General features: G+C 64.2%; 12 protein-coding genes and 1 pseudogene. 5 read left to right on the top strand and 8 right to left on the bottom strand.

Going from position 1 to position 12,473, the window contains the following annotated elements:
- Positions 1-223: 223 nt before the first annotated feature.
- From CWB41_RS03250 to CWB41_RS03225, 6 genes are all read right to left on the bottom strand, one after another.
- A complete protein-coding gene (locus CWB41_RS03250; protein ID WP_115837306.1) occupies positions 224-1,003 on the bottom strand; it encodes a L,D-transpeptidase in 780 nt (259 codons plus the stop codon).
- Between the two features lie 187 nt (positions 1,004-1,190).
- The gene (locus CWB41_RS03245) at positions 1,191-1,811 is read right to left on the bottom strand and encodes a glutathione S-transferase family protein (RefSeq protein ID WP_165203960.1); all 621 of its coding nucleotides are present in this window, start codon (positions 1,809-1,811) and stop codon (positions 1,191-1,193) included.
- A 4-nt stretch (positions 1,812-1,815) separates the two neighbouring features.
- Positions 1,816-2,661 (bottom strand): enoyl-ACP reductase FabI, encoded by an 846-nt coding sequence (gene fabI / locus CWB41_RS03240; RefSeq protein WP_245411328.1) that lies wholly within the window; start codon positions 2,659-2,661, stop codon positions 1,816-1,818.
- A complete protein-coding gene (fabB, locus tag CWB41_RS03235; protein ID WP_115837308.1) occupies positions 2,654-3,877 on the bottom strand; it encodes a beta-ketoacyl-ACP synthase I in 1,224 nt (407 codons plus the stop codon). Before fabB ends, fabI begins: the two co-directional genes overlap by 8 nt.
- A 60-nt stretch (positions 3,878-3,937) precedes the next feature.
- Positions 3,938-4,462 carry a bifunctional 3-hydroxydecanoyl-ACP dehydratase/trans-2-decenoyl-ACP isomerase gene (gene fabA, locus CWB41_RS03230; RefSeq protein ID WP_115837418.1) on the bottom strand — a complete coding sequence of 175 codons (525 nt, stop codon included), beginning with the start codon at positions 4,460-4,462 and terminating at the stop codon, positions 3,938-3,940.
- Between the two features lie 233 nt (positions 4,463-4,695).
- On the bottom strand, positions 4,696-5,277 hold the full coding sequence (locus CWB41_RS03225; protein ID WP_245441061.1) for an SH3 domain-containing protein: 582 nt from the start codon (positions 5,275-5,277) through the stop codon (positions 4,696-4,698).
- 250 nt (positions 5,278-5,527) lie between these two features.
- Between CWB41_RS03225 and CWB41_RS03220 the strand changes: the two genes are divergently transcribed.
- The 3 genes from CWB41_RS03220 to CWB41_RS03210 all read left to right on the top strand — a co-directional run bounded on the left by CWB41_RS03220 (position 5,528) and on the right by CWB41_RS03210 (position 7,410).
- On the top strand, positions 5,528-6,523 hold the full coding sequence (locus CWB41_RS03220; protein WP_115837309.1) for a 2-hydroxyacid dehydrogenase: 996 nt from the start codon (positions 5,528-5,530) through the stop codon (positions 6,521-6,523).
- Positions 6,524-6,660: 137 nt separating this feature from the next.
- Positions 6,661-7,089: an Hsp20 family protein gene (locus CWB41_RS03215; protein ID WP_115837310.1), complete on the top strand. Its 429-nt coding sequence runs from the start codon at positions 6,661-6,663 to the stop codon at positions 7,087-7,089.
- A gap of 48 nt (positions 7,090-7,137) precedes the next feature.
- Positions 7,138-7,410: a BQ00720 family protein gene (locus tag CWB41_RS03210; protein ID WP_115837311.1), complete on the top strand. Its 273-nt coding sequence runs from the start codon at positions 7,138-7,140 to the stop codon at positions 7,408-7,410.
- Positions 7,411-7,413: 3 nt separating this feature from the next.
- Here the strand turns inward: CWB41_RS03210 and CWB41_RS03205 are convergent, their stop codons facing one another.
- The gene (locus CWB41_RS03205; protein ID WP_115837312.1) at positions 7,414-9,558 is read right to left on the bottom strand and encodes a transglycosylase domain-containing protein; all 2,145 of its coding nucleotides are present in this window, start codon (positions 9,556-9,558) and stop codon (positions 7,414-7,416) included.
- Between the two features lie 289 nt (positions 9,559-9,847).
- Between CWB41_RS03205 and dnaN the strand changes: the two genes are divergently transcribed.
- Both dnaN and CWB41_RS03195 read left to right on the top strand, forming a co-directional pair.
- The gene (gene dnaN / locus CWB41_RS03200) at positions 9,848-10,966 is read left to right on the top strand and encodes a DNA polymerase III subunit beta (RefSeq protein ID WP_115837313.1); all 1,119 of its coding nucleotides are present in this window, start codon (positions 9,848-9,850) and stop codon (positions 10,964-10,966) included.
- A 76-nt stretch (positions 10,967-11,042) separates the two neighbouring features.
- A complete protein-coding gene (locus CWB41_RS03195) occupies positions 11,043-12,242 on the top strand; it encodes an SGNH/GDSL hydrolase family protein (protein ID WP_181902979.1) in 1,200 nt (399 codons plus the stop codon).
- Here the strand turns inward: CWB41_RS03195 and CWB41_RS03190 are convergent.
- Positions 12,239-12,403, bottom strand: a pseudogene (locus CWB41_RS03190) (carbamoyltransferase C-terminal domain-containing protein); the annotation flags it as partial. The gene CWB41_RS03195 and the pseudogene CWB41_RS03190 overlap by 4 nt on opposite strands.
- Between the last annotated feature and the right edge of the window lie 70 nt (positions 12,404-12,473).

Below are 12,473 nucleotides of genomic sequence, written 5' to 3'. Positions count from 1 at the left end.
AATAAAAGCTCCGGCTTGCGCCGGAGCTTTCCTGTTCGTTGGGCTGCCAAGATGAGCCCGCAATGTCAGCGCAGCCGCTGAGCCCCCGCGACGAGTGCGGCGGTGAGTTCCAGCGGCCTTGCGATCAGACATTGAGACACTGGATCACCTCCTTTCGATAGGTTGACGACGCAGCGAATCTAAGCTGCGTCGGCCCATCTGCCAAGAGAGTCGTTTCGAGCAGTCAGCTCATCTTCGGCTGGGCATGGCCGAGCACGACGACCCGGGTGCCGACCGGCGTCTGCTGGTAAAGGTCGATCGCGTCCTGGTTGATCATGCGGATACAGCCCGAGGAGGCATGCGTGCCGATCGACGAGGGTTCGACGGTGCCGTGGATGCGGTAGAGCGTGTCCTTGTTGCCCTGCCAGAGGTACATGGCGCGGGCGCCGAGCGGATTGCCCGGGCCGCCGTGCATGCCGATGCCACTCTGTAATTGCGCGAGCTCTTTGCGCAATTGCGGCTCGCGGGCGATCATCTCCTTCGGCGGATACCAGTCCGGCCATTCCTGCTTGGAATGGATTTCGGCGACGCCCGACCACATGAAACCTTCGCGGCCGGGGCCGATGCCGTAGCGCATCGCCTTGCCGTTGGGCAGCACGTGATAGAGATAGCGCGCGGCAGGGTCGATGACGATCGTGCCGGGCTGCTCGACGGTCTGATAATCGACGAGCTTGCGCATGAAGCCCTTCTTGATCTGCGAAAGCTTGACCGGCGGGACCGGAAAATTGCCGTCCTGAAAGCCGGCGTACATCGCAGAATAATTGATCGGCCCGTTCGTCTCGTCGGCCTGGGCGATCAAGTCCGCCGCGGGCGCCGCCGGGGGCGGAGTCGCCGGCTGCTGCGGCACGGACGCATCGGCCTCGAAGCCGGGGCCCGACTGGGTCGAGACACAGCCGGCGAGGGTGAAGGAAGCGCCCGCTGTGGCGGCGCCGAGCAGAAGATTGCGACGATTGATGAGGCTCATGAAACTTACCTGCGAGATCAGCGATGCGCGCCAGGCGACACCAGCCCGGCGGATGGCACCCCGCCTGCGGAAACGTCGACCTTGCGATAGGTGTCTTAAAAATACGGCAAAATGGCCGTCGAGGTTGTGTCCTGCGCGCCACGCCCGGCGATTTTCCTGCCCGGGCTACGCTCCAAGTCTCCCGAAGTCACTTGTCGAGCGCGGCGCCGAGCTCGTCGAGCACGCGCGCGACGGCCGGGTGCTTGCGGCTGGTTTCGACATAGCGGGCCACCGCCGGGTAGGCCGCGATGAGGTCGCGATTGACCAGCGGGGCGACGACGCGCGGCACGCGGAAAAGCGCTGGCGCCAATTGGCAGTCGGCCAGTGTCAGCTCCGGGCCGGCGGCGAAAGGCGTGCCGCTCAACAAGGTTTGCAGCGCCGAGAGCCCGCGCACCAGCCGTGTCAGCCGGGTGGCGCTTTCCTCGGTATTGGGGGCGGCCTGGGCGAGTTCGACTGTCTGGGCGGCGATGTGCAATTCGCCGATGCGTTGCAGGAGCCGCACATTGGCGCGCGCCTCGGCGCCCTCGGGCAACAGCCGAGGCTGGGGAAATTTTTCTTCGAGATATTCGATGATTGCCGAGGATTCCGGCAGCCGGGCGCCCCCGTCGAGAATGAGGCAAGGGATCGTGCCGAGCGGATTGATGGCGTGATATTGGGCCGAGCGCAGGCCGCCGGGCGGGGCGACGATCTCGATATCGAGGGATTTGGCATAAATAGCGATGCGCACCGGCGCGGAAAACGGCGAGGAGTTTTCCGAATAAAGCCGCATGGGCTCAGCCGCCCTCCGCCTCGGCCTGCGGGTCGAGCTTGAGACGCTCCGGCCGCGGCATGGCGATGATGCTGTAGCCGGCGTCGACATAATGGATCTCGCCGGTGACGCAGCGGGCAAGGTCGCTCAAGAGGTAGAGCCCCGCGCCGCCGACGTCCTCGATGGTGATGGCGCGGCGCAGGGGTGCGTGCAGCTTTTCGTAATTGAACATGGCGCGGGCGTCGGTGATGCCGGCGCCCGCCAGCGTGCGCACCGGCCCGGCCGAGATCGCATTCACCCTGATGCCCACGGGGCCGAAATCGGTGGCGAGGTAGCGCACAGAAGCTTCCAGCGCCGCCTTGGCGATGCCCATGACGTTATAGTTGGGCATGGCACGTGTCGCGCCGCCGAAGGTCAGCGTGAGCAGCGAGCCGCCGTTGGGCATCAGAGCGGCGGCGCGCTTGGCCGCCTCCGTGAAGGAGAAAGCGGAGATCAGCAGCGTGCGCTGGAAATTCTCCCGCGACGTGTCGGCATAGCGGCCGCGCAATTCGTTGCGGTCGGAATAGGCGATGCAATGGACGAGGAAGTCGAGCGAGCCCCAGGTTTCGGCGATCGCCGCGAAGACCGCGTCGACATCGTTGAGGTTTTCGACATCGCACGGCAGCACCAGCGAGGAGCCGAGGCTCTGCGCCAGCGGCTTGACGCGCTTGCCCAGCGCCTCGCCCTGATAGGTGAAGGCAAGCTCCGCGCCCTCTTTGGCGAGCGCGCTGGCGACGCCCCAGGCGATCGAATGATCGTTGGCGACCCCCATGACGAGGCCGCGCTTGCCCTGCATCAAGCCCTGACGCTCGCCTTGGCGCTGATCAGGCATCGATGTGCTTGAAAACGAGCGAGGCGTTGGTGCCGCCGAAGCCGAAGGAATTGGAGAGCACGGCGCGCAGGCTCACATTGTCGCGGCGCTCGCGCAGGATGTTCATGTCGGCGAAGGCGGGGTCGAGTTCCTCGATATGGGCGCTCTTGCAGATGAAGCCGGCCTGCATCATCAGCAGCGAATAGATCGCCTCATGCACGCTCGTCGCGCCCTGGGCGTGGCCGGTCAGCGACTTGGTGGCCGAGATCGGCGGGCACTTGTCCTCGTTGCCGAAGACGGCGCGGATCGCCTCGATCTCCTTCAAGTCGCCGATCGGCGTCGAAGTCGCATGGGGGTTGATATAGTCGATCGGCACTTTGACGTCCTGCAAGGCCATCTTCATGCAGCGCGCCGCGCCCTCGCCCGAGGGGGCGACCATGTCGGCGCCGTCGGAGGTCACGCCATAGCCGGCGATCTCGGCATAGATTTTCGCGCCGCGCGCCTTGGCAACTTCGAATTCCTCGAGCACCAGCACGCCGCCGCCGGCGGAAATGACGAAACCGTCGCGGTTCTTGTCGTAGGCGCGGGAGGCGACCTCCGGCCGGTCATTATATGAAGACGAGAGTGCGCCCATCGCGTCGAAGAGGACGGTCAGCGTCCAGTCCAGTTCCTCGCAGCCGCCGGCGAACATCCGGTCCTGCTTGCCGTAGCGGATCATCTCGTAGGCATTGCCGATGCAATGATTCGAGGTCGCGCAGGCCGAGGAGATCGAATAATTGACGCCCTTGATCTTGAACCATGTGGCGAGCGTCGCCGAGGCGGTCGAGGACATGGCCTTCGGCACCGCGAAGGGGCCGATCTTCTTCGGACCCTTGGTGCGGGCGGTGTCGGCGGATTCGACGATGGTGCGGGTCGAAGGGCCGCCGGACCCCATGATGATCCCGGTCCGCTCGTTGGAGATTTCCTCGGCCAAAAGTCCGGCATCGAGAATCGCCTGATCCATCGCGACATGGTTCCAGGCGGTGCCGCCGCCGTGGAAGCGCAGCGCCCGGCGGTCGATCATATGCTCCGGGTCGAGCGTCGGCGCGCCATGCACCTGGCTGCGGAAGCCAAGCTCGGCGTATTTGTCGGCCCTGACGATGCCGGATCTGGCCTCGTGCAGCGAGGAGAGCACCTCCTGGGTATTGTTCCCAATCGAGGAGACGATGCCCATTCCGGTGACGACGACGCGTCTCATTCCAATCTCCCGCTTAGGCCGGCGAGGCGGCCCTGAAAACCGTCGGCGTGCGCGTGTGAATCAGGTTGCCGATGATGGTGCGGCCTTGAACAGGCCGACTTTAAGATCCGTCGCATGATAGATGCGCTGGCCATCGGCTTCGAGCCAACCATCGGCGATGCCCAACACCAGTTTGGTATTGAAGACGCGCTTGAGATCGACCCCGTAGATCAGCCGCTTGACCGTCGGCAGCACCTGCTCGGTGAATTTCACCTCGCCGACGCCAAGCGCCCGGCCGCGTCCCTGCAGGCCGAGCCAGCCGAGATAGAAGCCGAGCAATTGCCACAGCGCATCCAAGCCGAGACAGCCCGGCATGACCGGATCGCCCTTGAAGTGACAGCCGAAGAACCAATGATCCGGCTTGATCGCAAATTCGGCGCGGATCGTGCCTTTGCCATTGGCGCCGCCCTGCTCGGAAATGGTGGCGATCCTGTCGAACATCAACATTGGCGGCAGCGGCAATTGCGGATTGCCGGGGCCGAACAGATCGCCGCGGCCGCAGGCAATGAGGTCTTCGTAATCGAAGCTGGAGCGTCGCTCGCTCATCATATCTTTCGCGTTCGAGGATTCGCCCCGAAGGCGCACCCACGCGAGCGAAGATGGCGGCTTCTAACATAGGCCGGGCCGGGCTGAAAGGGTCTGGCGGGGCCTCGATGGGGACGCCGGCGATTTTCCGCCTCCGCCGGTGCCAGAGCCGCTACAGGCGCGGGAAAGCCACCACAGGCCAATTTGGAACAATTTTTATGATGCGCCGCCATCTTGCGGCGTTCTGGCGCGCGTCAGTCAATCTTCTCGTTGGGATAGACGCCCCAGAGGACATCCTGGCGGATGTAGCCGTCGAATCCGTCGCCGTAGATTTCGCACCAGCCGCCATCGCAAGTTTTGATCGCGCCGATGACGCCCGGCTGCAGGCGGGCGAGCGGCGCCGCGTTGTCGGCGGGGCGGCTGTAAATCGTGAAAATCGTGTCCTTTTTCCACGGCGCGACAATGGCCGTCCGGCGTCCGGACAGAAGGTTGTGGAGCACCCAGCCCTCGGTCCCGTCGGAATCGCGGACCTTGCGCCACATGCCAAACTCGGCGGTGATTTCGACCGGCAGGCCAGCCCTCTGGTAGATCCACGTGGTGCGGTGGTCCTTGGAGGGGCCTTCGCGGAGGTTGACGCGGTCGGCCTTCAGGCTGACGAACCGCGGCACGGGAAGTCCGCTGACGGAGCCGACCGTCTGTCCATTGGCGTCGGCCGTCTCGGCGGCCCGGCCGGGCAGGCTCGCAACGCACGTGGCGAGGCCGAGCCCGAGAATCAAAATTCCCCGCAAAATCCCGCGCAGCAGAAGAAGGCGACGATCCATATCCAGGCGATTCATTGTCCAATCCGCGTCGCGTCACCAGAGACGGCCGATGCCGCCGTTTTTATGTCGCCAAAATCCATTGGTCGACCCGGTTTGGGCCCATCCACCATTCTTGTGTTTGGACCACCATCTGCTAGAGAGGCGCGGGAAATTTCGCGCGACCTCGCAGCTTGGCCGCCTTATTAAGTGCGTTGCGCTGAGTTAAGGCCGCGTGAAGGCCGCGCCCCGCGACGGGCGGGTGCCGCGGTTCACGGACGGATGCAGGATGGTCAAGAAAAAACCGCTCGTAGTCCTCACGCGCAAGTTGCCGGACGTGATCGAGACGCGGATGCGCGAGCTTTTTGACGCCCGGCTCAACATCGACGACAAGCCGATGAGCCAGGAGGACCTGATCGCGGCCGTGCGCAGCGCCGATGTCCTGGTGCCGACCGTGACCGACCGGATCGATGCCGCGCTCATCGAACAAGCCGGCAGCCAACTCAAGCTCATCGCCAATTTCGGCAATGGCGTCGACAATATCGATGTCGCCGCGGCCGCCAAGCGCGGCATCACCGTCACCAATACGCCGGGCGTGCTGACGCAGGACACCGCCGATATGACGATGGCGCTGATTCTTGCCGTGGCGCGGCGCATCGTCGAAGGCGCGGAGGTCATCCCGCACGGACATTGGGGCGGCTGGTCGCCAACCTGGATGCTCGGCACGCGAATCACCGGCAAAAGACTGGGCATCGTCGGCATGGGCCGTATCGGCCAGGCGCTCGCCTACCGGGCACGGGCCTTCGGCCTGCAAATCCATTATCATAACCGCCGCCACGTCGCCGCCGCGATCGAGGAAGAACTCGAGGCGACCTATTGGGAATCGCTCGACCAGATGCTGGCGCGGATGGACATCGTCTCGGTGAATTGCCCGCATACGCCGGCGACGTTCCATCTGCTGTCGGCGCGGCGGCTGCAGCAGCTCCGCCCGCAAGCCATTCTGGTCAATACCGCCCGCGGCGAGATCATCGACGAAACGGCGCTGATCGAGATGCTGGAAGCGGGCGAGCTCGCTGGTGCCGGGCTCGACGTCTTCGAGCATGAGCCCGCCATCAACGAACGGCTGCTCAAGCTCGCGGAAGCCGGCAAGGTAACGCTGCTGCCGCATATGGGCTCGGCGACGCGCGAGGGCCGCGTCGATATGGGCGAGAAAGTGCTCATCAACGTCAAGATGTTCATGGACGGCCACCGGCCGCCCGACCGGGTTCTCCCCAGCGCGACCTAGACGCCGGGAGACATCGCCAAGCTGCCGCTCTGGCTTCGCTTTCCCGCCCTTGAAGGCGCGCCGCGAAACTCCATATTTCCTCTGCGGAGGTGCCATAACGGGCCTCCGGACGTATCGAAGGCCTGAGGGCTTCGCCCATGTCGCGAATGTTGACCATCAATTCCCCCTTTCTGCTCGGGTTCGAGGAATTCGAGCGGATGGTCGACCGGGTGACGCGGGCGGGTTCGGACGGTTACCCGCCCTACAATATCGAGCGGGTCGCGAAGACCGATGCGGAGCCCGAAAGGCTGCGCATCACCCTGGCAGTCGCCGGGTTCCTGCGCGATCAGCTTGAAGTGACGGTCGAGGAAGGCCAGTTGGTCATCCGCGGCCGCCAGCAGGACGAGAAACCGCGCGATTTCCTCCACCGGGGGATCGCGGCCAGGCAGTTTCAGCGGGTTTTCCTCCTTGCGGAGGGAATGCGCGTTGCGGCCGCCGATCTGGCCCACGGGTTGTTGACGGTGGATCTCGTGCGGCCCGAACTGTCACGAGTGGTTAAGAAGATCGATATCATGATGCGAGACTGAATGTTCGCATCCGCGCGGGTCTCGAAGAGACCGCAGAAGGAGTGTTGAATGTTGGACGAAGTCAAAGAGGTCGTTGAGACCGCGACTCCCCTCACCGAAGAACAGTTCGCCCATCTCGGCGGTGGTTCGCTCGCCTATGTGCGCGCCCTCCGGTCCGAGGATGTGAGCCGGCTCTTCCCGCAGGCCCCGCCGCTCCAACCGGGTCTTGAGCTTTTCGCTTTGCTGGGCGCTGACGGCACGCCGATCATCCTCACGGATTCGCGCGATGCTGCCCTGGCCAATGCCCTGCAGCAGGAGTTGCAGACGGTGAGCGTGCACTAAGCTCTAGAACAGACCGAAGAAGGGTTTCTCCTGCTGCCGGTTGGCCTCGCTTCCATTCGGGATCGAGGCGGGCGGCAGGAAACGCCCATCATAATCGCGGCGCGCCGGTCGAGACGGCGCGCTTTGCGTTTGTGCGGCACGCGGCCAGTGCTGCGACGGCGGCGTTTGCGCGGCGGGCTGGCTCTGACCGGCGAAAAAGTTGACGATGGCGTTGGCGACCGGAATGTTCGGCGCCACGGGCTCTGACCAGATGCCATCGACCAGCGGCGCCGGCGCCAGGCCGGCGTGCGCGACCTGCATGAAACGCGACCAGATGACGACCGGCAGCGAACCACCCGAGGCGCGCTTCGTCGGCGAGTTGTCATCATTGCCGAGCCAGACGCCGCAGGTCATGTGGCTCGTATACCCGATGAACCAGGCATCGCGGAAATCCTGGCTGGTGCCGGTCTTGCCGGCGGCCTGCCAGCCGGGCAGGTCGGCGCGCCGCGCCGTGCCGGAAATCAGCGTTTCGCTTAGCATCCGGTTCATCATCGCCACATAATCCGGCGCGATGACGCTGCCGTTGGTCGATGGCGCGTGCTGGTAGAGCACATGGCCGTTCGCCGTTGCGACTCTGGCGATGACATAGGGCGCGACGGCGATGCCGCCGTTGGCGAAGGGCACATAGGCCGAGGTGAGTTCGAGCGGCGTCACCGCGGAGGTGCCGAGCGCGATCGTCGGATTGATGTCAAGATTCGAAGTAATGCCGAGCTGATGCGCGGTGCGCGCGACGGCGGCGGGGCCGACTTCGAGGCCGACCCGCACCGCGACCGTGTTGAGCGAATTGGCGAGCGCCGTCGTCAGCGTCACCGGGCCCATGTAGCGATGCTCGTAATTCTCCGGCTGCCAGCCGCGCAGATTGATCGGCGCGTCGTTGCGCACGGAGTCGGGCGTCAGGCCGTGTTCGAGCGCCGTCAGATAGACGAAAGGCTTGAAGGCGGAACCTGGCTGGCGCTTCGCCGAGGTGGCGCGGTCGAACTGGCTCTCGGAATAGTCGCGGCCGCCGACGAGCGCGCGCAGCGCGCCGTCCGGGTCGAGCGCGACAAGCGCCCCCTGGGTTACATCATAATGCGCGCCTTTCGCGCTGAGCGCCTCGCGCAATGCCTGCTCCGCCGCGGTCTGCAGCGGCGCGCTGATCGTCGTGCGGACGGAGATGTCTTCATCGACCGGGCCGACGAGCGCGTCGAGCTGATCCATCACATAATCGGCGACATAATTGATCGTGCCGCCGTTGAGCTTGACCGGCTTTGCCGGCTGGGCGAGGGCGAGCTCGGCCATTGGCTTGGTGATGAAGCCCTGTTCCAGCATGGCGTTGACGACGTCGCGGGCGCGGTCGGTGGCGGCGGCGAGATTATGGTTCGGCGCGTAGCGCGAGGGCGCTTTCATCAGGCCGCCGAGCATGGCCGCCTCGGCGAGGGTGACGTCGCGTGCGCTGTGGCCGAAATATTTCTGCGACGCCGCCTCGACGCCGAAAGCGCCCGAGCCGAAATAGACCCGGTTGAGATAGAGTTCGAGGATCTGATCCTTGGAATATTTGTGCTCGAGCCAGAGCGCGAGGATGGCCTCCTGGATTTTGCGTGAAACCGTCCGCTCCTGCGTCAGGAACAGGTTCTTGGCGAGCTGCTGGGTCAGCGTCGAGCCGCCTTCCATGCCGCCGTGGCCAGTCGCGTCGCGGACGAGGGCGCGCAGAATGCCGATCGGATCGATGCCCCAATGATCGTAGAAGCGGCGGTCCTCGATGGCGACGAAGGCTTTCGGCAGATAGGGCGGCAGTTCGGCGAGATGGACGGCCGCACCGCCCATGTCGCCGCGATTGGCGAGCAGGGTGCCATTATCGTCGAGAATGGCGATGTTGGGCGGCCGCTTGGGGATGGCGAGCTGGTCGATCGGCGGCAGTTGCGCCGCGTAATAGGCGACGACCGCGGATGCTCCGACGGCGCCCCAGAGCCCGAGCATTAGCAGCCAATAGACAAGCCGGCTCAAGAGCGGCGGGCGCTTCTTGCGCTTTGATTTGCGTTTCTTCGGCGGCGCGCGGCGCGGCTTCTCCTCCGGCTCCGGAAAGCCATCGAAGACCGGCTCCCGCCGCTCGCCGTTCCACTCCTTGGCCATTCTCGTTGACGCCGCCGCTCGCAGATAATGCCGCGCTGACCCATGCCGGCGCCCGAGACCCTAAACCGGCGCGATTAAGGCGGGGTAAAATGGTCGAAACCGGGTGGCTGCGGGGCAAATCAGCGGCACCTTCGCCGCAGCCGCAGGCGGGCGAAAACTGGGTACCCAGGCATGGCGGCGCTTGCGATTTGGCTTGAGCCGCGCCACAGTTGCGCCCCTTGCCCGGCACCCGCCGCGCCTGCCTGCCAGCGACCCCAACCCGTAAGCCTGAAGAGTCCGGATTCGTCCCATGCAAGTCACTCTCGAACGCGCCACTCTGCTGAAGGCGCTCGGCCACGTGCACCGCGTCGTCGAACGGCGCACGACGATCCCGATCCTCTCCAACATTCTCTTCAGCGCCGACGGCAGCGCGGTCCTCCTGAAAGCGACCGACCTTGATCTCGAAGTGACCGACAAACTGCCGGCCGATGTCACCCAGGCAGGCGCGACGACCCTGCCGGCGCATATTCTCTACGAGATCGTCCGCAAATTGCCGGAGGGGGCGCAGGTTTCGCTCGAAGCGGCCGGCGATGCCGGCCAGCTTCTGCTGCGCTCGGGCCGCTCGCGCTTCCAGCTTCAGGCCCTGCCGGAAAGCGACTTCCCCGATCTCGCCGCCGGCGATTTCACCCATCGCTTCACCCTGGCCGCCGCCGATCTCAAAAAGCTGATCGACAAGACCCAGTTCGCGATCTCCAGCGAGGAGACGCGCTATTACCTCAACGGCATCTACCTGCACACGGCGGAGAGCGGCAAGACGACGGTGCTGCGGGCGGTCGCGACCGACGGCCACCGGCTGGCGCGCGTCGAGATTCCCGCTCCGGAAGGCGCGGCTGGAATGCCGGGCATCATCATTCCGCGCAAGGCGGTTGCCGAAGTGCTGAAGCTGATCGAGGATCTCGAGGCCGATGTCACGATCGAGATTTCGGCGACCAAGGCGCGCTTCAGCTTCGGCGATGTCGTGCTGATCACCAAGCTGATCGACGGCACGTTCCCGGATTATGCGCGCGTCATCCCGGCGGGCAACGATAAATTGCTGACGGTCGAGCGCGGCCCCTTCGCTGACGCGGTCGATCGCGTCTCGACCATCTCCTCGGAGCGCGGCCGGGCGGTGAAGCTGGCCGTGGCCGACAACAAGCTGACGCTCTCCGTCACCAATCCGGATTCGGGCTCGGCGGTCGAAGAGCTTGAAGTCGATTATGACGCGGCGCCGCTCGAAATCGGCTTCAACGCCCGCTATCTGCTCGATATCACCAACCAGCTCGACGGCGACACGGCGCTCTTCAAACTGGCCGATGCCGGTTCGCCGACGCTGGTGCTCGACCACGAGGGCGCATCAGCTCTCTATGTCTTGATGCCGATGCGGGTGTAAACGCGGCCGCGATTAAATAAACTCAGCCAAAACAACCTGGCGGAATGCGACCGCGCGCGTGCGAGGGGAATTAATAATGAAAAAGGCACTGGGCCTTGGCCTGCGCCTCGTCGCTGTTCTGATCCTCATAGCCGGTATCGTTTATCTTGAAACGTCACGAAGCCTTCCTGCTTTCAGGTTCTGGACGTTTGTTCTTTTTGCTATCGCGCTCGCCTTTCTCACGTCCTTTCTGCGTGGCGGCTGGCGCGACGGCGCGCTCGTCGCGACGTCCCTGGCTTTCGGTCTTTGCGCTGTAGAGGGCGTCGCTACGCTCCTAAGCCCGCCCCCTGTTGTTCACAGTCCGCGTGGCTTTATCGTCCCCTGGGCGCCTCTCGGGTGGCAGCCGGGACACGCCGGACAATTTCACGTCACGCGCATCGATCCGAAGAGCCGCGCCACGATCTATGATGTAACTTATTCCATCGATCGCGATCATCTGCGTCAAACCCGCTCATGTGCGAGCGGGCCGACGGTCGGCTTTTTCGGCTGCTCGTTTACCTTTGGCGAGGGCTTGAACGATGCCGACACGCTGCCACAACAGGTTTCCGATTCATTCGGCGATAATTTGCGCGTGCTGAACTTTGGCCTTCCCGGCTATGGACCCCATCAATTCCTGCGGGAAATGCAACTCGGCGTTTTCGACGGGCTCCTCGGCTCGCAGCCCAAGCTCTTCGTTTATCTTACGGCGCCCTGGCATGCGGAGCGCACCGCGTGCAAATCCGCTTGGGGGGGGAATGGCCCGCGCTATGCGCTCGTCGATGGCAAAGCCGTCTATCAAGGCCGTTGCATGAGCGGACTGAAACTGGGCCTGCATGAATGGGCAGAGCACAGCGCCGCCTATCGGGTCTTCATCGAACGCAATTTCGATCAGGTCACGCATGCCGATATCGAGCTCTATATTCGCATCCTGCTCGATTCCGCCCATCTCGCGCAGACGAAATATGGCGTCCCCTTGGTGATCGCCTATATGCGGGCGCCGCCCGGCTATCTCCGGGCAACCGGGTTTACCGATGATGAGATCATCGCGAGGCTGCGCGCTGGCGCTCCTTACGTCTTCGACGTGTCGCTCCCCGAAAAATCCGGAAAGCCGCTCACGCTCGCCGGTGACCCGCATCCCAATGCTTACGCGAACAATCTTCGCGCGGCGATGCTCAAGGACTACATCATTGCGCATTTTGGCCCGGCGCTGTCGCTCTCGGCGGAAGGTCAGGCGCCGCTCTGTAGGGCGGCGCATTAATCGAGATCGAAGGCGTCCTTATAATCGCGCTTGAGCGCCGGATCCTGCTCGCTCTTGTGCAGGATGCAATCGCCGATCGCGAGGAACTCGATTTCCGTTCCCATGAAGCAGGCGAAGGCGTCTTCCGGCGTGCAGACGATCGGTTCGCCGCGCACGTTGAAGTCACCTGCGCACTCCGGAGATCGGAATCCTTTCCCTATTTTGCGCGCCTTTCTCTCCCTTAGGGAAGAA

The organism is Methylovirgula ligni (genome assembly GCF_004135935.1).
GTDB classification, from domain to species: domain Bacteria; phylum Pseudomonadota; class Alphaproteobacteria; order Rhizobiales; family Beijerinckiaceae; genus Methylovirgula; species Methylovirgula ligni.
This window is presented reverse-complemented; position numbering and strand designations above follow the sequence as displayed.

Bases quoted from the DNA above. Each gene is read 5' to 3' on its own strand.
- CWB41_RS03250 (WP_115837306.1), bottom strand. From the start codon at position 1,003: ATGAGCCTCATCAATCGTCGCAATCTTCTGCTCGGCGCCGCCACAGCG.
- CWB41_RS03245 (WP_165203960.1), bottom strand. From the start codon at position 1,811: ATGCGGCTTTATTCGGAAAACTCCTCGCCGTTTTCCGCGCCGGTGCGC.
- fabI (WP_245411328.1), bottom strand. From the start codon at position 2,661: ATGCCTGATCAGCGCCAAGGCGAGCGTCAGGGCTTGATGCAGGGCAAG.
- fabB (WP_115837308.1), bottom strand. From the start codon at position 3,877: ATGAGACGCGTCGTCGTCACCGGAATGGGCATCGTCTCCTCGATTGGG.
- fabA (WP_115837418.1), bottom strand. From the start codon at position 4,462: ATGAGCGAGCGACGCTCCAGCTTCGATTACGAAGACCTCATTGCCTGC.
- CWB41_RS03225 (WP_245441061.1), bottom strand. From the start codon at position 5,277: ATGAATCGCCTGGATATGGATCGTCGCCTTCTTCTGCTGCGCGGGATT.
- CWB41_RS03220 (WP_115837309.1), top strand. From the start codon at position 5,528: ATGGTCAAGAAAAAACCGCTCGTAGTCCTCACGCGCAAGTTGCCGGAC.
- CWB41_RS03215 (WP_115837310.1), top strand. From the start codon at position 6,661: ATGTCGCGAATGTTGACCATCAATTCCCCCTTTCTGCTCGGGTTCGAG.
- CWB41_RS03210 (WP_115837311.1), top strand. From the start codon at position 7,138: ATGTTGGACGAAGTCAAAGAGGTCGTTGAGACCGCGACTCCCCTCACC.
- CWB41_RS03205 (WP_115837312.1), bottom strand. From the start codon at position 9,558: ATGGCCAAGGAGTGGAACGGCGAGCGGCGGGAGCCGGTCTTCGATGGC.
- dnaN (WP_115837313.1), top strand. From the start codon at position 9,848: ATGCAAGTCACTCTCGAACGCGCCACTCTGCTGAAGGCGCTCGGCCAC.
- CWB41_RS03195 (WP_181902979.1), top strand. From the start codon at position 11,043: ATGAAAAAGGCACTGGGCCTTGGCCTGCGCCTCGTCGCTGTTCTGATC.